The sequence below is a fragment of the Paenibacillus sp. J22P218 genome (genome assembly GCF_056269195.1).
Window position 1 is genome coordinate 498747 of sequence record NZ_JBWDNL010000006.1, and the last position, 21299, is coordinate 520045.

At 51.5% G+C, this 21299-nt stretch carries 15 protein-coding genes; 4 read left to right on the forward strand and 11 right to left on the reverse strand.

Going from position 1 to position 21299, the window contains the following annotated elements:
- Nucleotides 1-2: 2 nt before the first annotated feature.
- Both arfA and AC0YN0_RS25855 read left to right on the forward strand, forming a co-directional pair.
- Nucleotides 3-1514: an arabinosylfuranosidase ArfA gene (gene arfA / locus AC0YN0_RS25850; RefSeq protein ID WP_475823827.1), complete on the forward strand. Its 1512-nt coding sequence runs from the start codon at nt 3-5 to the stop codon at nt 1512-1514.
- A 272-nt stretch (nt 1515-1786) separates the two neighbouring features.
- Nucleotides 1787-2143, forward strand: a complete 357-nt coding sequence (locus AC0YN0_RS25855; protein ID WP_475823828.1) for a hypothetical protein — start codon at nt 1787-1789, stop codon at nt 2141-2143.
- Nucleotides 2144-2247: 104 nt separating this feature from the next.
- On the opposite strand, the gene AC0YN0_RS25860 is transcribed toward AC0YN0_RS25855, so the two are convergent.
- A complete protein-coding gene (locus AC0YN0_RS25860) occupies nt 2248-2520 on the reverse strand; it encodes a stage VI sporulation protein F (protein ID WP_475823829.1) in 273 nt (90 codons plus the stop codon).
- Between the two features lie 275 nt (nt 2521-2795).
- Here AC0YN0_RS25860 and AC0YN0_RS25865 point away from each other — a divergent pair, with 275 nt between their 5' ends.
- Nucleotides 2796-2891, forward strand: coding sequence for a YjcZ family sporulation protein (locus AC0YN0_RS25865; RefSeq protein WP_475823830.1), 96 nt, complete (start codon nt 2796-2798; stop codon nt 2889-2891).
- Nucleotides 2892-3247: 356 nt separating this feature from the next.
- Here AC0YN0_RS25865 and AC0YN0_RS25870 read toward each other — a convergent pair whose 3' ends face one another.
- Nucleotides 3248-5920, reverse strand: a complete 2673-nt coding sequence (locus tag AC0YN0_RS25870) for a family 78 glycoside hydrolase catalytic domain (RefSeq protein ID WP_475823831.1) — start codon at nt 5918-5920, stop codon at nt 3248-3250.
- Nucleotides 5921-6156: 236 nt separating this feature from the next.
- Here AC0YN0_RS25870 and AC0YN0_RS25875 point away from each other — a divergent pair, with 236 nt between their 5' ends.
- Nucleotides 6157-7038 carry a helix-turn-helix domain-containing protein gene (locus tag AC0YN0_RS25875; protein WP_475823832.1) on the forward strand — a complete coding sequence of 294 codons (882 nt, stop codon included), beginning with the start codon at nt 6157-6159 and terminating at the stop codon, nt 7036-7038.
- A 121-nt stretch (nt 7039-7159) separates the two neighbouring features.
- Here the strand turns inward: AC0YN0_RS25875 and AC0YN0_RS25880 are convergent, their stop codons facing one another.
- The 9 genes from AC0YN0_RS25880 to AC0YN0_RS25920 form a co-directional block, all read right to left on the reverse strand.
- The gene (locus AC0YN0_RS25880; RefSeq protein ID WP_475823833.1) at nt 7160-7408 is read right to left on the reverse strand and encodes a hypothetical protein; all 249 of its coding nucleotides are present in this window, start codon (nt 7406-7408) and stop codon (nt 7160-7162) included.
- Between the two features lie 91 nt (nt 7409-7499).
- A complete protein-coding gene (locus AC0YN0_RS25885) occupies nt 7500-12092 on the reverse strand; it encodes a LamG-like jellyroll fold domain-containing protein (protein WP_475823834.1) in 4593 nt (1530 codons plus the stop codon).
- A 319-nt stretch (nt 12093-12411) separates the two neighbouring features.
- Nucleotides 12412-13260 (reverse strand): carbohydrate ABC transporter permease, encoded by an 849-nt coding sequence (locus AC0YN0_RS25890; RefSeq protein ID WP_475823835.1) that lies wholly within the window; start codon nt 13258-13260, stop codon nt 12412-12414.
- On the reverse strand, nt 13257-14174 hold the full coding sequence (locus AC0YN0_RS25895; RefSeq protein WP_475823836.1) for a carbohydrate ABC transporter permease: 918 nt from the start codon (nt 14172-14174) through the stop codon (nt 13257-13259). Before AC0YN0_RS25895 ends, AC0YN0_RS25890 begins: the two co-directional genes overlap by 4 nt.
- Before the next feature lie 102 nt (nt 14175-14276).
- On the reverse strand, nt 14277-15629 hold the full coding sequence (locus AC0YN0_RS25900; RefSeq protein WP_475823837.1) for an ABC transporter substrate-binding protein: 1353 nt from the start codon (nt 15627-15629) through the stop codon (nt 14277-14279).
- A gap of 35 nt (nt 15630-15664) precedes the next feature.
- The gene (locus tag AC0YN0_RS25905) at nt 15665-17017 is read right to left on the reverse strand and encodes an ABC transporter substrate-binding protein (RefSeq protein WP_475823838.1); all 1353 of its coding nucleotides are present in this window, start codon (nt 17015-17017) and stop codon (nt 15665-15667) included.
- A 51-nt stretch (nt 17018-17068) separates the two neighbouring features.
- Entirely contained in the window at nt 17069-18268 is a 1200-nt protein-coding gene (locus tag AC0YN0_RS25910; protein ID WP_475823839.1) for an acyl-CoA dehydrogenase family protein, read from the reverse strand.
- 120 nt (nt 18269-18388) lie between these two features.
- Entirely contained in the window at nt 18389-19225 is an 837-nt protein-coding gene (locus AC0YN0_RS25915; protein ID WP_475823840.1) for a response regulator transcription factor, read from the reverse strand.
- Nucleotides 19226-19233: 8 nt separating this feature from the next.
- The gene (locus AC0YN0_RS25920; RefSeq protein WP_475823841.1) at nt 19234-21000 is read right to left on the reverse strand and encodes a cache domain-containing sensor histidine kinase; all 1767 of its coding nucleotides are present in this window, start codon (nt 20998-21000) and stop codon (nt 19234-19236) included.
- Nucleotides 21001-21299: the final 299 nt, after the last annotated feature.

A 21299-nucleotide genomic window follows, 5' to 3' on the forward strand; every position in this document is an offset into this window, starting at 1 on the left:
TTATGTCCCTGAAATCAACTATGCTAATCGATAAAGATTTTGCTATATCGCCCGTGGATCCAAGACTCTACGGATCATTCATCGAGCATCTAGGACGCGCTGTGTACGGAGGCATTTACGAGCCGGGGCATCCGACAGCTGACGAGAACGGTTTCCGCCGCGATGCAATCGAAGCCATTCGCGCGCTGCAAGTTCCGATCATTCGTTACCCGGGCGGCAATTTCGTATCAGGCTATAACTGGGAAGACGGCGTCGGACCGAAGTCCGAACGGAAGCGGCTGCTAGACCTTGCTTGGTGGACGACGGAGACGAACGAAGTCGGTACGAATGAATTCGCCGATTGGGCAAAGCTGGTCGGCTCGGAGGTCATGATGGCCGTCAATCTCGGCACGCGCGGTGTCGATGCGGCAAGAAACCTCGTCGAATATTGCAATCATCCATCCGGTTCATTCTGGAGCGACCTGCGCATCTCACATGGCTACAAGGATCCTCACAAGTTCAAAACATGGTGTCTGGGCAACGAAATGGACGGACCTTGGCAGATTGGCGCCAAAACAGCCGTTGAATACGGCCGTCTGGCCAATGAAACCGGCAAAGCCATGCGCTGGGTCGATCCTTCGATCGAGCTGGTCGCTTGTGGCAGTTCATCCAGCGGCATGAGTACGTTCGCCGACTGGGAAGCGACTGTGCTTGATCTGACTTATGATACCGTAGACTATCTGTCTCTGCATGCTTACTACAACAACAATGCGGGCGATACGGCCAACTTCCTTGCCAGCTCGCTGAACTTTGACGCATTCATCGACAGCGTAGCATCGATCTGCGATTACGTGAAAGCGAAGAAGCGGAGCAAGAAGAAGATCATGCTCTCGCTGGATGAGTGGAACGTTTGGAACACGATTGGATCAAGCCGCGCGGATGAGCGCTGGCAAGTAGCACCGCCGGAATTCGAGGACGTATACACACATGCGGACGCACTCGCGGTTGGCTGCTATCTGATAACGCTCATGAAGCACGCGGATCGCGTAAAAATGGCATGTATCGCTCAGCTGATTAATGTCATCGCGCCAATTACGACCGAGAACGGCGGACCTCTCTGGTTGCAAACGACATATTATCCGTTCCTTCATGCTTCGGTTTACGGCAGAGGAACTGTCCTGCATGCCATTACCTCTTCGCCGAAGTATGATTCCAAGGATTACACGGATGTTCCTTACCTGGAAGCGATCAGCGTGCACAATGAGGAGGCTGGAGAAGTGACGATCTTCGCCGTTAACCGCCATCTCGGCGAGAGCATGGAGTTGGACGTCGACCTTCGCAGCTTCGGCGCAGTCAGCTTGATCGAGCATATCGTGCTGGAGAGCAACGACCTAATGGCCGTAAATACGAAAGAGAACCCGAACAATGTCGCTCCTCGCAGCGGCGGCAGCTCCTCCATCGACAACGGACGAGTGAAAGCGCAGCTTGCGAAAGCTTCTTGGAACGTGATCCGTCTGCAGACGAAAGCAAACTAAACTCAATATTATTGCTCCAATATACGGTATAACAAACAAATAGTGAGGCAAAACTCACTGCCGTGAACCTAGGTTCACGGCAGACGAGATTTGCCTCACTATTTTGTGTGAATGGCATCAGATTCGACGATTGGGATATTCGGACTCCATATGCTTGGCAAAATTATTAAGCCTGAATGGTTATTTTCGGGTTATATGGCCTCTATCAAATTATTAAGAGGATGCATAGTATAATTCTAGATTTATATTCTATCTTTAGAAGGGAAGCGGCTATGATCAAAAACAAACTTGTAATCAAACAATCTATTGCTCAGGATGTAAAGAAGAGAGGCGTCGATCAGTCTATCACGAATAAATCGAGTTCCTCAAGCAAGAAAGCTGATTCAAGATCTGTAGCAAAAAGTAAAAACTCATCCGATCTGGGAAGTTTGATCGAGAACCTCGGCGGAATTGAAGGCATTGCGAGTAATATTGAAAAGATTCAGCCATTGATTACAGCTATTTCCCCCATATTGCCGCTTTTAGGCGGTTTGTTAAAAAACAAAAACAAAAACAAAGGAAAAACAAGAACAATAACAAAAGTTGTATATGTATATCCTAGATCAAGAAAGAGATATATACGCAGATAGTTAATACCTTGATATGCAAAAGCAGCTCGCTCCTTATCCAGGGAAGGGCTGCTTTTTATTAGACAACAAACCCAGTACCAACTCGTACCGGGTTCCATTTCGCCTTATTTTTTTATGGATGCTTTTATCAATGATTCCAGAGAACCCAAATTGCCGCCGCTTTGCTTGACCGCTGCAATGATTTGATTGACGGTCGTTTTCGAAACCGGCACATTAACAGCCTTGGAGACTTGCATAATCAAACTTCGCAACTGCGCATCGCTTTGCAGAGTGCCTGAAGATACTCCTTGCGCAATTCTGTTCAGTGCTTGTTTGGGCACTTGCTTGCCTGTTTTCCCCTCAACTGCTTTGAAGACGTCTTTCGAAATATTATCCATGCCTATCCCAACCTCTCTATTCGATTTCAATAGAATATGAGCGTACAGAATGAATGGATTGAGACAAGCAACCATCGTCAGAAACAATTTTATAGAAACGTTTAAACGATCAATCTATGAATATAGCACAATACACTATTTTCATAGAGTATGACACTTCACACAATCAAAGAGATACATAAATTCATATGTTACTAGGGTAGAGCTAGTCTTTAGGCATAACGATTGGCCATACTCTTTCTCATCCATCATGCAATCAGAAGGAGGTGCTGAACATGGCGGCTGCTAACGGTTACGGTTTTCTCGGCGGGATAGGCTTTATTTTAGTTCTTTTTATTCTTCTTGTTATTATTTTAAGATTTGTTGGTTAAGCGCAGGTTCTATTTCGGCATTCTGTAAAGAAAAGGGGGTGCTGAACATGGCAGCTAACGGCAGCACGGCTTTCATTCTCGTTCTATTCATTCTACTTGTTATTATTTTAGCACTCATTTGAATATAAGCTTATGAGTTGCAGGGCTTTGGCGAAAGGGGGAGTTGAAACATGGGAGCTCGTTGCGGTAAAACAGGCTTTATACTCGTTCTTTTCATTCTGCTTGTATTAATACTAACTTTCGTGCCGACAGGCACAGTTGAACCTGCGTAAAAACCATATTATTATGAACAGGCCTCAGCCCCGGACCTCCGTTAGGTGCCGGGGCTGTTTGCTGTGCGCCAAGACATGCTTAGACTACTGCCGGTACGTAAAGCTGTAGCTGCCGGAACCTAGTTCGATGCTAACCCCTTCTTCGGTAGCTTGAACGGCATGGATGCCCGCAGACTGTCCGGCAAGCACATCGCCTTCCAGCACTCCACCAAGCTGCGCTGCCGGAAGTACAACGACGCCGGTCGCATTCGCCGGCACAGTGACCTGCACCTCCATCATGCCGTCCTCCTTCCGTGTCCAGGAAGAAGCTACGCCTCCATACATGGTTTCGACGCTCGCCCGCACGAAGTCCAGCCCCGCTCCCGGCTGCGGCTTAATATGCACCCGCTTGAAGCCGGGCAGCGCTTCGTCCGTTCCGATACCGGCAACATAACGGTACAACCATTCGCCGATTGCGCCGTAAGCGTAATGGTTGAACGAGTTCATATCCGTGCTCCAGAAGCTGCCGTCCTCCTTGATGCCGTCCCAATGCTCCCAGATCGTCGTCGCGCCTTTCGTCACCTGATACAGCCATGACGGGTAATCTTGCTGGAACAACAGCTTATACGCCAGCTCGTTATGACCGTTCTCGGTAAGAACGGGATTGAGATAAGGCGTCCCGACGAAGCCCGTCGTCAAGTGATCGCCCGATTCGGCGAGCAGCTCCTTCAGCTTCTTCACCGCTCGCTCCTTGGCTGCGCCTTCCACAAGTCCGAACTTCAGAGCAAGCACCTGCGCTGTTTGCGTCGATACCGCCAGCCTGCCGGACGGGGTAACGAATTCGCCTTGGAACGCGCCGACGACTCGCCCGTGCAGATCGCGGTAATATTCCGCATCCTCCGAATGGCCAAGCACTTCTGCCGCCTTCCGTGTCAGCTCAGTCGAGTAGGCGTAAAAAGCGGTCGCGATCAAATCTCTGTCCGTTGCCCCGATATAGCTGTCCGGCTTGGAATCGAGACCCAGCCAATCGCCGAAGTGGAAGCCCGTATTCCATAGATACGCATGCTCGCCTTGCTCTTGCATATAGGAAATCCACTTCTTCATGCTGTCGTACTGGTCGGCCAGAAGCCTCGTATCGCCGTACATCTCGTAGATCGTCCACGGGCAGATCGTCGCTGCGTCTCCCCAAGCGGCAGAGGAATGGTTCTTCTCGAGCGAATCTTCCGTATACGACCGCTGCAGATCCGGTATGAAAAACGGAATGCCTCCCTCGGGCGTCTGATTTACCTTCAAATCCCGCAGCCACTTCGTGAAGAACGGCGCCGTGTTCATCAAATACGAGGCCGTACGGACGAACATCTGCGCATCGCCAGTCCAGCCAAGCCGCTCATCGCGCTGCGGACAGTCGGTCGGCACGTCAAGAAAATTGCCTTTCTGCCCCCATAAAATATTGTGATGCAATTGATTGACCAATGGGTCGGAGCACTCAAAATCCCCCGTACGCTCCATTTCCGAATGCAGAACAACGCCTGTAAAATCGTCTGCCTGCACATTGTCGCCGAATCCCGTCAGCAGCACATATCTAAATCCTTGGAACGTGAAATGCGGCTCATACGTCTCCTTCTCTCCGCCCTTCAACGTATAGCGAACACGCTGCTCGGCCGTACGCATATTGTCCCGGTAGAAGTTTCCTTCGATATCGAGAACCTCTGCATGCACCAGCTCGACCGTTCGGCCTGCCTCTCCCTGTACCGCGAAGCTCAGCCAGCCAACCATATTTTGTCCCATATCGAGAACGAGCTCGCCCTTCGGCGTCGTGATCAGCTCGATCGGCTTCAGCCTTTCAATCTTCGTGACCGGAACATTTTCCTGCGCGACGATGATGTCCTTCGAATGGTTGATGGTCACCGCTTGCTGCCACCCGTCTTGCGAACGATTCGTCCAATCGAGCTCCAGCCGCGCATCGTAATGCTCGCCCATGTAGATGTCCGACATTAGAATCGCGCTTTCCGCAGCCTGCCAGCTGTCATTGGATAATACATGCTGCTCCGATCCGTCTTCATATCGGATATGAAGCTCCAGCAGCAACGCCCGGTTCGGGCCGTATATATCCTTCTGCTGCCGAAAGCCCAGATAGCCCTTATACCAGCCGCTGCCGAGCAACGCGCCAAGCGCATTTTGCCCGTTCTTCAGCAATCCGGTCACGTCATACGTTTGATATTGCAGACGATTCCAGTAACTGGTCCAGCCCGGCGTAAAATAATGATCGCCTACGCGTTCGCCGTTCAGCTCCAACTCGTACAGACCAAGCGCCGTCACGTATATTCGCGCGCTTGCGATGCGTCCGTTCACCTCGAAGAACGTGCGAAGCTGCGGCGAGCGGTCGTCGTTCTGCGGCATGAGCTGCTGCGGTGCGGTAATCCACTCCGCCTGCCACTGGCTTGCATCCGCCAGCCCCGTTTCGAAGAAGGCGGCAGTCGACCAATCCGTTCCATTGCCCTTCGCATCCCATGCCTGAACGCGGTAATAATACCGATTACGCGCTTCTAACTTCAAATGATTCAGCTCGACATGGATGGACTGTGCGGAGTTCATTTTGCCGGAATCCCATAAGACGTTATCGAAAGAGCTGCCTCCCGCAACTTGAATCTGATAGGCTTCTTGCACGCAATCTCTTTCGCCCGACAACAGCTGCCAGCTAATACGCGGAGTAACGGACCAATCGATGCCAATTGGGTTTTCTTTGTACTCACAACGAAGTTTGGTTATTTGGAACATGTGAACGACTCCCTCACATAGATTTTTGAAAATATAGGAAAGTATAAATTCGTACTTTTATACTGGCCTATATTTCATCCGCGAAACGAAAGCTTATGCCGCCAAGGGACGGCGTCAGCCGTTTACGCTAGTACGCTTTCAATTTATAATTATAAGGATCGTTGTCTCGCATTCACCCGCCAATGAAGACATCATATCCCTGAGATCACGCCATCTATGCAAGAGGGGGAGCGCTAATGAACCGAACGACTGAGCTTTTCAAAAATGAGCACTATTTGCAAAACCATTTGCATCTGTTCGTTAATCGAGCGACCGAGGACTTCCACGTTCCGTTTCACTCGCATGAATTCATTGAATATTGTTATGTGGCTCAAGGCAGGGGCTATCATCATATCGAGAATGAGACCTTCTCCGTTCATAAAGGCATGTTATACGTCATACCTGTCGGCGTCTCGCATGTGTTTCGTCCAAGCACGCCCGACTCCGCCAGCGAGCCGCTCATCGTATACAATTGCTTATTCGATACCCGCATGACCGAGCGACTATCGCCTATTTTGCTGGATCGACCTGTTCTAGAACATTTAGAAGCGCTCGGCAGCAACGAAAAAATCAACACTTCCTCTTACTTCAAAGTGTTCGATCGTGACGGATCGGCTGAAAGCATCATGCAGCGGCTGTATAGAGAAATGTCCGTGCCAAGCGTCGGATCGGCTACGATGCTGCTCTCGCTTGTCGGCCAATTGGTCATTACGGTATATAGGCTGAAATACGGAGAAGCGGATAAGAGGACGGTCGATGCTACGGATTTTACGAGCGTCATTCAATATATCGAGCAGCATCTTTCGGAACCAATCACGCTGTCCGATTTGGCTCATATGTCCAGATGGAGCAACCGACATTTGCAGCGATTATTCGCGAAGCATTCCGGTCAGTCGTTTGGCTCTTATTTGCAAAATGCACGCATCCATAAGAGCTGCGAGCTTCTTCGCGAATCGTCGCATAAAGTGAGCGCCATCGCCGAGCTTGTCGGCTACCGCGACATCGACTCGTTCAATGCCGTCTTCAAAAAAATCGTCGGGCAATCCCCTTCGGAATATCGCAGCCTTCAACGCGGCTAGTTAGTTAGGTGCGCAAATCGGGCGTATGTATCCCGTTCATTCGCCAACGCCGGTAAGGATGACCGAACATAGCATGGAGAGAGAACGAGCTGTGCGCTTAATTGGCGCAGGGCGCCTAACCTTAGGAAGGGATGCTGCTCTCTATGTTTTTTTGCTGGATCGGGAAGGTCGTCATTGTGAAGAATGAAGGCAAGATCATCTTTGGCAATTCGAAAATACTGAGCGTGAACGACACCTCCACCTCCACTACCGGCGCCGGAGAATCGACTGAAGAAGAGGAAGAGACGACTAACCAGGACGCTGTACAAATACTTGCCAGCAGGAGATCAAAAAGGAAGAGGGCAACGAAAAGGAATGCATCGACCAACAAGTCATCGGTCCCTTATCTTGCGCCGAGGCTCCGAGCGAAACCATACAAATAAACAACGCCCCGAATCCGATTCGGGGCGTTGCTTATTGTATTACGGCGCTGCTGCTCCCAGCTCCGCAATCTGCTCGGCTGATAACGCCGCGTTATAAATCAGAAGCTCGTCGATCATGCCGGTGAACGGCGTATCCCAATAATTGACGCCTAGCGCGAACACCGCATCATTCGATGTGAATACATCAGGGAAGCCCGTTCCCGTGAATTTCACTTCGCCGTTCACGTATACCGTAATGCGTCCGTCTTCAACCGTGAACGCAACATGTGCCCATTCCCCGATCGGAATCTGCATGCCCGTGCTCGCGTCGTACCATGACGTGCCGGACCATAACATCGTCGGTTGCGAACTGCCAGGACCGCGCGGCACGAGACTAATCCAGCTGTTGCCCGACTGAGCCCCGAAAAATGCTGGCGTATGCTGGCTTCCCTGCTGGACATATACGGACATCGAAACCGTATAGCTGCCGCTTGCAATGAGGCCGTTCGGCAGACGTATGCCCGAGCTGCCGTTGAACACTGCGGCTTGACCGGAGACGCCGTCGTCATAGGTGATCGTTCCGCCCGTATTGTCCGCCTTATTGCCCGTTATCGTACCTGACGAGCCGCCTTGTTCATCAGTCAAATCGCCCTCGAAGCTGTAATGGGCAATCGCTTCATCGACAACCTCTAAGGTGTAGGTCGCGGTTGCCCCGCTGCCGTCCGTCGCAGTTGCCGTAATGTCCACGAAGCCGGCTTGAACAGCCGATACCGTTCCTGTGTCTGCATCAACCGTTGCGATGGTGTCATCCTCCGAGCTCCACAGCAACTGCTGATTGCCTGCGTTTATCGGGGATACCGATACGCCAGACGGCGTATACGTATTTCCTGCGAATACTTTTTTGCCGGTAAAGCCGAGCTGAACGCTCTCGACCACAACGCTGGAATCGAATACCAGCTCATGAACCTCTTGCTGCGTTAAGATGCCTTCATAAATCCGAAGATCATCGATCAGACCTCGATACGGCGTATCCCACCAGTTCACCCCAAGGCTGAACGAGCCGTCATTGCCCGTGAAAATATCGGGGAAACCCGTGCCGCTGTATTTCAGTATACCGTTCACGTACAGCTTGGCGGTGCCGCTCTCTACCGTGAAGGCAATATGCGACCACTGCTGTGCCTTAATCGTTAATCCCGCAGTCACGTCGTACCATACGGTGCTGCCCGACCATAACATGGTCTGATTGCCGACGGGACCTTGCGGCAGAAGACTGATCCAGTTGTTGCCGTCTCTTGCCCCGAAGAACGCAGACGTATACGTATTTAACGTCTCCGGCTTCAGCCACAACGAAACGGAATAGCTGTTGCTCGCGATGAGTCCGTTAGGCAGCTTGACGCCGGAACTGCCGTCGAATGCCGCCGCATCGCCGTACATGCCATCTTCATACGTAATTGCGCCGCCTGTATTATCGATCCTATTGCCAGTAATCGTTCCTGCACCGAAGCCAGCCAGCGATTCCGTTAAATTGTCTTCGAATTCGTAACGCGCTGCAAGTTCGGAAAGTTGGGAAGGAAGCACGTTAACCGTAAATACTCTCGTCCCTGTCTCCTCGCCTTTCGTAACTGTAGCGGTAAGCTGTGCCGTCGCTGATCCCGCATCCGCTTCCGGTCGAGTAACAACGCCTTGCTCGGTTACGACTGACGAATGACTTGTCGACCAGCTAATCTGCGAATAGCGTGCGCCTTCGAGCGGAAGCGTTAAGTCCGAGACCACTTTCGTAAGATCCCCTAACTGAATTCCCTTCAGCACATCGTTCACAAGCTGCTTGTCGGTGCGGTCACGAAGCTTGCTGCCCCAGATCGATGCGCCTTCGCCGGACATCGCCGTGAAAGTCATGACATAGCTTTGCGAATCCGTATCCCATAACTTCGCATATACACCTTTGTAGACGGTGCCGCCAATCGTCAATTCCGCGTAATAATCGCTCGTCAATTGCCAGCTTCCCGTCACGTCGCCGCTAATCGTGTTGTCTTCGTTCAAGCGAATGAGGATAGACTTCACCGTCGGCACCGCATTCGTTTTGCCGTGATTAAGGAATCGATATTCCCCTGCGATCTGTTTCTCGTTCACTTTGCCCAGCTTCTCGCCCGTATAACGATAAGGCGCCACGACCGGCCAGTTATCCTCGTTCATGAAAAGCTGGTGAACGCGAACTTCATGGAATTCGCCCGTACCCGGGAAACGCGTATGGAACACAATAAATTTTTTTCCCGTCTTCTCATCGAAATAAAGCGAGTTATGCCCGGATGATACATAACCGGTGCCGATTCCCGTTCCTGGATCGCCTACCTTGCGTTCGAACAAATAATTGCCGATCAGCTTGTTGCCATAAGGATCATTATCCGTATTGCTCGGCAGAACGGCATCCTGATTCATTGCATCCGTGTATGGGCCTTCAGGCGACGTGGCTCGGAATAGACGCATATTGTAAGCACCGTCCGCGCCAAGCCAGCCATAGGTCACATTCAGGAAATAATAGCCGGTCGCCTTGTCGTAACGCACATAAGGACCTTCTCCAGACTTGCCGTAACCTCCCGCAATCTTCGTTCCGAAGTAGCGGTCGATCAATCTGCCATCCTCCGTCGTGCCGTCCTCGCCCGGATAGATCGGCCTTCCGGTCGCCTTGTCGATATCGAGCAAGAAGATGCCGCCCGACCAAGAGCCATACGTCATATGAAGCATGCCGTTCGCGTCGTAGAATAGGTTCGCGTCGATCGCGTTCGGGTACATGCTGTTTTTGTAAGAGCCGTCCCCGTTATACCACGCAGTCGACTCCGTTAACACGCCATCCTCAATCAATGACGGAATGTTCGTGTTCGTCCATTTTTTATTAATAACACTGTCTTCGTCCGTAGCGTCTTCTTGGGTAAAGCCGGAATAAATAATCGTATCGACATATTCATATGGGCCTTCAATGTTCTGAGAAGCCGCAATCCCGATAGCCGAGCGGATATAGGTAGACGATACCGAGTAGTACATCAAGTACGCACCCTTCGAACCGTCTTCATTGACATAGTCCGCATTCCATAATACATCCGGCGCCCAGACGGAGAAGCCGCCCAGATTGTCGGCGTCGTTCTCTCCCGCCCAGTCGAACGATTCCGCAAGATTGGCGGAGAGATCGCCGAACAAGGCATTGCCTGTCGTCGCGTACCCGTTCGTGAACCGCGTCCAGTGCTGAAGATCGGTCGACTTCGCCGCTTCAATATGAGAACCGAAAACATAATACGTGCTGCCGGCCTTCACGATCGATGGATCGTGAACGGATACTTCCCCGAACGTTGGAGCGGATGCGCCAGGCGTTGACGGAAGGTCGGTCGGCGTCTCGGATTGTTGATCCTTGAAGATCGGTTTCGACTTCGACCCGCTGTTCACCGTTACGGTACCTAAGCCTGTAATGGTAATAATCGAATCCGTATCGATAAGCAGATCCTGAATGGTCGTTCCTTGCTCGGCATGAAGTTTGATTTTACGCTCGATGACGAGCTTGCGAATGAGTCCTTTCAGCAGCTTTAACTCAGGCTCATTTAGCGATCGAGTGACGACTTCACCGAAGCTGCCGGACAATTCCACGGCTGCATTCTCGGTTAGACGCTCCTCCAAAATAACTCTTTCATAACCGTTTCCCGTAACGTTACCGCCATTCTCCAGCTTCACGCCGCTAAGGACGAAGGTTTGCTTAACGTTCGTAGCGCCGTTCACAACAATCCGAACCGTACCGTTCTTCTTGTCCACGATAATCGCCTCGATATCGGAGTCGTTAACGTGAATGCTGTTCGGCCCGCCGCCCGAAATGCGAAGCGATCCTTTGACCGTTACGTTGTTAAGCGTAATATCGCCTTCGCCGACACCTGCGGTCACGAACAGATCGCCTTCTATGACACTGTCCGAAAGTTCGACGCCAGCTTTGCTTATAACCGCGTTGCGAGTCGTCAGATTGCTGTAAGTACCTGCTTGATTTATAATCTCGCCGGATAGGCTGCCGATCAGCTTGACCGCCTCAGCTCTCGTAATCGGGCTTGCTGGCCTAAACGTTTTGTCCGGGTAACCGCTTACAAAACCTTGCTCAACTAAAGCTCGAACGCTCCCCCTGCTCCATTTCGCAAGCTGCTCGATATCTGTAAGCTTATCGACCGGCTGCTCGGAAGGCGGAATGGCGAATACGTTCGTAAGGATCACCGCCGCTTCCTGGCGGTTGATCGTCATGTCGGGGCGGAACGTACCGTCATCGTAGCCTCGAACATATCCTGCGGCAACCGCCTTTTGAATATCGCTGTAGTAGCTGCTATCCGCCGCTGCATCCTTGAACGGAGCATTTCCCGTAGCCGTGAAACCGAAGACCCGATTAACGAGCGTTATGAATTCCGCTCTCGTAATCGATTGATTCGGCTTGAGGCTGCCATCTCCAAACCCTTGAATGAGTCCCTTCTCCTGCCACTCCGTCAACTCCTTCTCTGCCCAGTGATGCTCGCTGCCTGTAAGCCCGCTAGACGGCGAAGCGCCGATCAAAGCGGTCGGAAGCATCAGAACAATCGCAAGAAATCCGATGAATAGCTTTACAGCACCTTTTCTCATGCTTTTTCTTGTCATCATCGTTCTATCGTTCGCCTCCTTTATTAGTGTGCGAAATGCTAGTATGACGCCTCGTTCATTCGAATCGGCTCACGCATCCGCTCCTTTCTGCTAGTTAAACGCTTACATATTAACAAAGATGTTATTCCGATTATGTAAATTCAAATGTCAGGCGTTTAACGGCATGAAACAAGTTAATAAAAACATTAACTTGTTATTATTTATATTACTGATTCATATCATAATCCGCCCCGCCTATCTTCGTCAAGAAAAAAAGAACAGCCCATTAGGTCTAAGATAGACCTAATGAACTGTCCTTCTTGCGCGTGCCCGAACGACTCTAACCTTTGATTCCCGTCGTGCTGATGCCCTCGACGATATACTTCTGGAAACCGACGAAAATGGCAAGCACCGGAATCAGAGACAAGACGGACATCGCGAACACCGCTCCCCAATCGGTTTCCATCGTGGGGTTCGACATCGATTTGATTGCTAGCGCCACCGTCGCCAGCTTCTGCGAATTTAAGTACAGGAACGGGCTGAAATAGTCGTCCCACGTCCAATAAAACTTGAAAATAGCAGCCGTGACGAGTGCCGGGACGATAAGCGGAAGCATAATACGGATGAAGAAGCCGAATCTTCCGCACCCGTCAATCCGTGCCGATTCATCCAAGTCCAGCGGGATGCCCCGCATGAATTGAATCATCAGGAAGATGAAGAAGGCGCCTCCGGCGAAAGACGGTACGATCAGCGGCAGATGCGTATCGATCCAATCAAGCTCCTTGAAGAGCAAATATTGCGGAATGATTAGCACCTCGCCCGGCAGCATCATCGTAAGCATCATGCATACGAACCATAACGAGACGCCTGGAAAGCGGATCCTTGCAAACGCATAGGCGGCTAGCGCCGACGATGCAACTGTTCCGATGACAGACAGAATAGTGACGATCGCTGAGTTTTTGAAGAAAGTAACGAACGTAATGTCCGCAAAGCCTTTCAGCCCTTGGGCATAATTGTCTGCATGCAGCGTATGCGGTATGAGATTATGGGCTTGGACGAAGATATCGCTTGTCGGCTTGAACGAGCTTGAGACGAGCCATAACAGCGGATAGATCATCGCAAGCGCGAATAACCAAGCTCCCGCGCTGAGCGCGATCGAGCCTATCCGCCATTTGTAACGAACGGTCATGAATTCCCCTCCCGATGCTCATAGTAGACCCAGAATCGCGATGAACGGAACAAAATACCCGTCAGCACCGCGACTGTAAGCAGCATCACCCACGCCATCGCCGATCCATAGCCCATATGAAGGAAGCGGAATGAATTCTCGTACAAATAGATGACGTAGAACAGCGTCTGATCATGCGGTCCGCCGCCTGTCAGTATCATCGCCTCCGAGAATACTTTGAAGCCGCCGATAATGCCCATAACGAGGTTGAAGAAGACGACAGGCGTCAGCAGCGGCAGACTTATTTTCCAGAATCGCTGGACCCCGTTCGCCCCGTCTACCTCGGCTGCTTCCAGCAGGCTTGCCGGAACTTGCTTTAGACCCGCCAAGAAAATAAGCATCGAAGCGCCGAACTGCCAAGTCGCAAGCAATATAATCGAATACAGCGCCGTCGAAGGGTTCGTGATCCAGGAGATGCCGACGTCTATGCCCGTTATCGCCTCCACGGCCGAGTTAAACGCCCCTTCAATTCCGAACAGCTGCCCCCACATTACGATGATTGCCACACTGCCGCCCATAAGCGTCGGCAAGTAGTACATCGCGCGAAGCCAGCTTGAGCCCGCAAGCTTCTGATTCAGCAGAATCGCGACGGCAAGCGCAAAACCTAAACGGATAGGAACGGATAGCAGCACGTACATTAACGTGACTGCAATAGACTTCGCATAACGAGGATCGTCTCCGAACAATTGCTTGAAGTTACCCAGTCCGATCCACTTCGGCGCGGACAATATATCGTAATCGGTGAATGACAAATATAGCGAAGCCAATATCGGGAATAGCGAAAACAGCAGAAACCCGACCAGCCATGGCAAAATAAACAGATAACCCGAAACCGTATCGGAACGGTTCAATCGCGATTTTACAACCGCCTTCATCTTAAGCACTTCCTCTCCGAGCGATGTCCTGGAATGAAATCGGCCCCTTCCCTTAATGGGCAAGAGGGCCGATGACCGCCAAGCAGCGCTATTGTCAGCTGACTACTTGCTTAATATTTTGCTCGCTTCCTCACGGAATCGTGTTGCCCCGTCAGCCGGTGACAGCTTCTCGTAAAAGATTTCGGAGGCGATGTTCTTGAACGCCGCGCTTACCTCGCTTCCCGCTGCCGGAGCCGGCGGGTCGATCGGAGAGCCTTGCTTCTCCACTTTCGCCAAGAAGTCGACGATATGCTTTTGATTTTCGCTGAACGTACCTTCCAGTCCCGCGAGCACCTTCGGATTATAAGCGAAGCCGAAGTAGCCGTTAAGCGACTTGGCCGCTTCGATATTATTCGTATAGAACTCGATGAACGTCGCTGCCTCGACAGGATGCTTCGACTTCGACCATACCCCGTGGAAGAAGCTTGGTTTAATGTAAGCGCCCTTCGTCGGACCCGGGAAGAACGAGAAGCCGACTTGCTTGCCGAGCTGCTTCACGAATACGTCGCTATGGCTGTTGCTCCAGTAGCCGTAGCCGCCGAACGCCGCTTGGCCTTTCGGGAACGGTCCGTCCTCAAGCGCCTTGATTTCCGATTCAACCGCAATGCTGGATAGAAGCCCCTTCTTCTGCAGGCGAAGCTGCGTATCGAAGAAGGTCGTGAACAAGCCGTCATCCTCGTAGCCTAAGCTTTTGCCGTCAGCGGCATACAGTTTGGCGTCATTTTGGCGCAGCCAAATTTCGAATTGGGATTGGCCATAATGGGAATCGCCCGCAATGTCCAGCTTGTCCTTGACCGTCTGCAAGTCTTTCTCGTATTGCTCCCATGTGTACTCTCCTTCCGGCAGCGTCACTCCGGCTTCCTTCAACTTATCGGGATCGTAATAGAGCACGAGAGCGTTGTTGCCGATGTTAATGCCGTACAGCTTCCCGTCAACCCGGCCAACGTCGATATGCATCGGATTAACGCCTTCGAGATCGATTGTCTTATTCGCCACGAAATCGTCCAGCGGCGCAAGCAATCCTTTGCTCACATAGTTGTTGATTTGGGAATAGTCGGTCCGTATGACGTCCGGCAGCGTATCCGATGCCGCTTGAACGAGAATCTTGTCGTTATACTCGCCGCCCGGCGCATATTCGGATTCAACGTCAATATGCGGGTATGCTTTCTCGAACAGCTCGACCACTTTGTTATGCGCGTCGATCGTTAGCTGCGTGCCTGCCCAATAACTTACGCGGATGGTGACGTCCTCCTGGGGCTTCTCCGTCTCGGCCGCGGCGTTGCTTGCAGCAGGATCGGAAGGCTTCGGCGAGGATGCGCTATTGGCGTTGCCTCCGTTATTTTGACCGCAAGCGGTAAGCGATAAAGCTATAAATGCCGATAAGGCAATGGATATGAATTTGGATGCTCGCTTCATAAATACCAACACTCCTCTTAATCTAGTGATATGGTTTAGTTGTTATAGAATTCAACCGCGCCCCGCTTCAATATTACGGTAGCTTCGTTTCTGAATCGCGTCGCGCCCTCTTCGGGCGTAATTCGTCCAAACAATATTTCGTTATGGAGCGAGCTGTACAAGCTGCTCACCTCGCCCCCGACCGATGGCTGCGGCGGGTCGATCGGATTTCCTTTGCGTTCCACCAAAGTTAAGTATGCAAGCACATTGCGCTGCGTCTCGGAGAGCGAATCCTTGATGCCCTCAATGACACGAGGGTGATAGGGCAGCCCGAAATAGCCGTTCAATGACTTGGCAGCTTCCATGTTATTCGTATAGAAGTTAATGAACAGCGCAGCTTCGTCGGGATGCTTCGATGTGCTCGCAATGCCGTGGTAGAAGGAAGGTTTGATGTACATGCCTCCCTCGCCCGAGCCTGGATACATCGCAAGTCCAACCGGGAAGCCTAGCTGCTTCTCCATAATATCGATATGATTGCTCCAGTAAGACAAACCTCCGAACGCGCTTAACCCTCTCGGGAACGGTCCGTCATCCAATCCCCGCACGTTTTGCTCCAACGCCGTTGGCGTCGTCAGCTCTTCCTGCTGCAGCCGCAGCTGCCTTTGGAAAAAAGTCGTAAACAAGCCGTCATCGTCGTATCCAAGACCGTCCTGCTTCTCGTTGTATAAGGTCAAACCGTGCTGCCTAAGCCATATTTGAAAATGGTTGAAAGTTAAGTGGGTATCTCCATACACGCCTCCGACTTGCTTCAAAGCTCGCAAGTCTTCCTCGTATTGCTCCCATGTATAATCCGGTCCCGGTGCAGCCACTCCCGCCTTCGCGAGCAGCGCCGGGTTATAGAACATGACAAGCGCGTTATTCCCTATATTGAGGGCATACGTCTTGCCCCTTTTCGTTGCTCCGGCATTATGCATCGGGCTTACGCCTTCCAGATCGATCGCTCCCGAATCGATATACTCATTCAGCGGAAGCAGGAGTCCTTTGTCGATATACCTGGAAATATTCGAATAATCAATACGGATTACGTCCGGCAAGCTGTTCGAAGCTGCCATCACGGCAAGGCTTCCCGAGTAAGCGTCGCCCCAGAAGTACTCCGCTTTGATTCGGATATTCGGATAAGTCTCCTCGAACAGCCGTATGACGGCGTCGTTTTTGTCCACGGTAAGCTGAGAACTCGCCCAATAAGTCATGCGTAGAGTGATTGGCTCGCTCTCCTTGGACGTCTCGATAGAAGACATGCGGCTAAGGCCTGCGCCCGATTCCGTGTCCTGATAGTCCGTGCATGCGGCGAGAGCCGCAGCCAGTATTAGCAAGATGAAGATACCTACAGCTCTCTTTGTCACGACCATAAGATTAAGTTCCTTTGCGCCTTGCGTTTGGACTCTCGCTTGGGCTTGCTTCTAGCTGTTCGAAGGCGGAGTCTGCGGCAGTTCCCCGATTGCGTTATTGGCTAAATTCGTTAGTACGGCATCATCCATCGGCGGATTATGCAACCCTGCCCTAACGTCGCGATACATCCGCTCCAGCGGCAAGCTGCGCGACAAGCTCAGCGCGCCGACGATTCTCATCGCCTGATCGACGATTCGTATAGCCGCGTTCGTCGCCGTATACTTCGCAAGACCAAGCTCATGCTTCATATACGCGCGATTGTCCGGCTCCTTGTCCCAGCGGTCCGCCGTATGGAACAAATAGCTTCTAGCGGTTAACAGATCCGCTTCGATCTGCCCGATCTGCCGCTTAATATGCGGGAGCTCTGCGATCGGTACCGTCAACGAATTCGGCTTGTGCTTGCGAGCGAATTCGAGCGCGAAGTCACGCGCAGCGTGGGCAATTCCGAGGTAACAAGCCGGAATGTGCAGCAGCGTCGCTTCTGTCGGAACAGGTGCGGCCGTGACCGGATCAAGCCCTCTTATCGTGTCCTCGTCCGGAACGAATACATCCTTCAGCACGACGTCATGACTCCCGGTAGCACGCATTCCAAGCGTGTTCCACGTCTCCTCAATGACAATGCCGGCACCTTGGCGAACGAAGAAGAGGCCTACCTTATCGCTGTCCTCGATAGCTGCCGATACCGTGAAAAATGTAAGTACCGGGCTCAGCGTGCTATATGTCTTTCTCCCGTTAATCCGCCAGCCTCCGGCAACACGGGTTGCAGTCGTTTCCGGCCTGCCTCCGCGGCTCGGGCTTCCTGTCGCAATCTCGCTTATAAGTTCGTTAATAACAGCACCGCTAGCCACAGTCTCCCGGCATAATTCCGCGAACAGCTTCTCTGGCCAAGCCCTGGATAGGCGCAGTTGAAGAAGCAGACCGATATGCCAGCCGACGGCGAGCGCCGTCGAGCCGTCTCCTCTTGCCAGACGTTCCTGAGACAACACCATTTCGTAAGCTGACCCTTCTTCACCGCCGAATGCATTCGGGACCGTCAGCTTCAGGTACCCGGATTGCTTCAGGTCCTCGAAGTTCTCGAACGGGAAAGATCCCTCCAGATCATGTTTGGCAGCTCTCTGGGCGAACCGCTCCGCAAGCCAGTCTGCCCTTGAGGCTATATCTTCTTCGCGCTTGTTGCGTAGGAATGGATCTGGACGATCTAGTCGGGTCATAATTGAACTGACCACCTTTCTTTCTTTTCTGATGTGTTTACTAGGGTTAAGCTAATCATAGTAACTTTTCCGACTCCGTTATAGGTAAAAACCCGATCACTTTATTGTAAAAAACCGATTTCATTTCGTCTGTATGCCGAATCTCTTACGGTATTGCGCGGCGGTATAACCGGTCGTCTTCTTGAATACGTTGGCAAAATATTGCGGGTCTTGCTCGAAGCCGCAACGCTCGGCAATTTCATACATTTTCAGTTCTGCCGACATCCTGAGCAACTGCTTGGCTAGGTCGATTCTGAGGTTCGTCAAATATTGCGTATACTTCTCCCCCGTCTCGAGCCTGAACTGCTTGCCCAAATATTCGGAGTTCATGAAGAGATAATGCTGGGCCAGCCATTGCAGCGACAGCCTGCCATCTTGCAAATGCTCCGCTGTCAGACGCTTCATATGATCGATCAGCTTCGACTTCTTGTCAAGCTTGCCCGGAGGCGTCTCTTGCTGCTGCGTATCATCCGTTCCTTGTCCGGATTGATCCAGCTTGCGCAGCATGCCTTCGATCTCTTTCTCCCTTGCATGATAAACGCGCAGCTCCGCAATAACCTCCCGGAGCGCATCCATTATTTCCTGTTCATTGCTTGGCTTAAGCACATAGTGCTTGACGCCGTATTTCATCGCTTGCGCAGCCAGCTCGAATTCGCCGTATCCCGAGAGCACGATGAACTTCGTATCCGGCAGCGCGGTCTGCGTCCGCTCTATTAATTCCAAGCCGTTCAGCTTTGGCATTCGAATATCCGTAATGACGATGTCCGGCTTCAAGCTTCTGATCTCTTCATATGCCTGCAGGCCATCCGGAGCCGTCCCTGCGAGCGTGAGACCAAGCTCCTCCCATGCGACCGTATCCGCCACTCCATCGCGAATATGCCTCTCGTCGTCGGCCAAGTACACCTTATAACCGTTCATGGCTCCCTTCACCTCGCATTCGTCCTCATAGTCTGCTGCTCATTCCTAACGGGCACCGAAACGCGAACAATCGTCCCCTGATCGATCCCGTTATGTATACTTATGCCGTATTCCTCACCGAATAACAGCTGAATTCGATTATGGACGCTGCGAAGCCCTATGCCGCTGCCTTGCGGGCGCGCGCTTCTGGACTCCGATTCCGCATCTGCCAAGTAATCGGGGTTCATGCCCGGCCCATGATCGGCAATCCATAAGTCCAGGCGATCTCCGAATTGCTCGCCGCTTACGGATATGTCGCATACTCCCGTTTCTTCGTCGACGCCGTATTTGACGGCATTCTCGACAAGCGGTTGAAGCAGCATGCTTGGCAGGCGAAGGTCCTGCAACTTGGGCGGAATATCGATCCGATAACGCAATCTGTCCTCGAAGCGAAATTGCTGTATGGATAAATAGTTGTGTAGCAGCGTAATCTCATCCTTCACCGTCACCATTTCTTCGCCGCCGATCGTGCCGCGGAGCATATCTCCAAGCGCTTTGACCATATGCGAAATGTCCTGCTGGCCCTTCCTTCTCGCGAGCCAGTTGATTGAATCAAGCGTATTGTAAAGAAAATGAGGGTTAAGCTTAGCTTTCAACGCCTCGTACTGCGATTCCTTCAAATGAATTTGCTTAATATAATTTTCTTTAATTAACAGATCCAAGCGATCCGTCATCTTCGCAAAATTTATCGTGAGCAGCCCGATCTCGTCCACGTTCTTCATCGTCTCGGAGCGTCTAGTCGCGAAATCTCCTCTCTCGACTTGCGTCATTCTACGCGTTAATTCCTCTAGCGGACGCGTAATGCCGCGGGAGAACGAGAGTCCGAACACGATTAATGCGAGCAAAATGCAGCCATATAGAATAAGCAGTATTTTTTTCATATATACGGCTTGAGCGAACACCGACTCGTAAGGGACCAAATGAATGAACGTCCACCCTGTATAGCTCATTGTGAAATAAGCGGCCAAATAGTTCCGATCCCCGGCACGCAGCTTGCCGTATCGATTCGCCATTCCTTCCGCCGAGTAATCTCTCTTCGGCAAACCGGTAGCCGCGATGCGCTCCTTCTCCGGAAATATCGGCTCCTCCCCGTCCTGAATAATAAGCGAGGTGTCGTAATTTGTGCTTTTCCGATCCGAGCGGTTGACGATTTCATCGGCATTCGCTCTAATCACAAGCGTGCCCAGCTGCTGCAGATCCATATGCTTCGTCGCACGAATCTGCCTCAGCGACAGTATCTTCGCTTGCTCTCCGCCACCTCCGGTCCACACGCTCGCTCCCGCTCTGTCCGCGGCTAGGCTTATCATCTCATCCGTATGGGCAGGCACCGGCGTATTGGCAAGCGATCCTGCTAAGTATTCATTCCCATTGGCATCCACAATGGCAATCGATGAGATGGAATACTCATGGAACGGATAGGAAAGCAATTTCTGCTTCAGCCGACTAACAGCAAGGAACGTATCGTATGTACCTGAATCTGCATCGTTTTTTAAACGAAATAAGCCTTCCTGAATGTCGGGATCGCTCGCAATCGTTACCGTCAGCTTATCGATCTCGCGCAGCTTCTCCTCAATGCGCTCCGAATAGAGATAAAGCTTGTCGCTCGCCTCTTGGTAGACAAGCTGCTCATAGAGCGATTGCGTTCTTTGGACGTACAGCAGCCCGAGCGAGCTGCTCGTAACCGCCCCGATAATGACGAAAGCAATCAATTTATGCCATAGCTTGAACCTTTTCACGTTCCCACCTGCTAATTCATACTAATCCGATATACTTTAAAAGAATTGTATCAATGCTCTCAGCGAGGTGTCAATAAAAGGTTACGTTTATTCAGATAACGAGCCAATGCGTGATGCTCGTTCCCCGTTGCATATTCTGCAACAGAACTTGCCGATTTCGGCACATACATAACGTCTCGTTGCAGAAATGGGACTAGAATGAAAAGTGGACACCAGTTAAGTGTAAATAGATAATTACTTTAACGAGAAGAGGTGTCCTGTATGGAAAAACAGATACGCAATCAGTATACGGAAGAGTT

Bases quoted from the DNA above. Each gene is read 5' to 3' on its own strand.
- AC0YN0_RS25855 (WP_475823828.1), top strand. From the start codon at position 1,787: ATGATCAAAAACAAACTTGTAATCAAACAATCTATTGCTCAGGATGTA.
- AC0YN0_RS25900 (WP_475823837.1), bottom strand. From the start codon at position 15,629: ATGAAGCGAGCATCCAAATTCATATCCATTGCCTTATCGGCATTTATA.
- AC0YN0_RS25895 (WP_475823836.1), bottom strand. From the start codon at position 14,174: ATGAAGGCGGTTGTAAAATCGCGATTGAACCGTTCCGATACGGTTTCG.
- AC0YN0_RS25870 (WP_475823831.1), bottom strand. From the start codon at position 5,920: ATGTTCCAAATAACCAAACTTCGTTGTGAGTACAAAGAAAACCCAATT.
- arfA (WP_475823827.1), top strand. From the start codon at position 3: ATGTCCCTGAAATCAACTATGCTAATCGATAAAGATTTTGCTATATCG.
- AC0YN0_RS25890 (WP_475823835.1), bottom strand. From the start codon at position 13,260: ATGACCGTTCGTTACAAATGGCGGATAGGCTCGATCGCGCTCAGCGCG.
- AC0YN0_RS25915 (WP_475823840.1), bottom strand. From the start codon at position 19,225: ATGAACGGTTATAAGGTGTACTTGGCCGACGACGAGAGGCATATTCGC.
- AC0YN0_RS25865 (WP_475823830.1), top strand. From the start codon at position 2,796: ATGGCGGCTGCTAACGGTTACGGTTTTCTCGGCGGGATAGGCTTTATT.
- AC0YN0_RS25885 (WP_475823834.1), bottom strand. From the start codon at position 12,092: ATGATGACAAGAAAAAGCATGAGAAAAGGTGCTGTAAAGCTATTCATC.
- AC0YN0_RS25860 (WP_475823829.1), bottom strand. From the start codon at position 2,520: ATGGATAATATTTCGAAAGACGTCTTCAAAGCAGTTGAGGGGAAAACA.
- AC0YN0_RS25875 (WP_475823832.1), top strand. From the start codon at position 6,157: ATGAACCGAACGACTGAGCTTTTCAAAAATGAGCACTATTTGCAAAAC.
- AC0YN0_RS25905 (WP_475823838.1), bottom strand. From the start codon at position 17,017: ATGGTCGTGACAAAGAGAGCTGTAGGTATCTTCATCTTGCTAATACTG.
- AC0YN0_RS25910 (WP_475823839.1), bottom strand. From the start codon at position 18,268: ATGACCCGACTAGATCGTCCAGATCCATTCCTACGCAACAAGCGCGAA.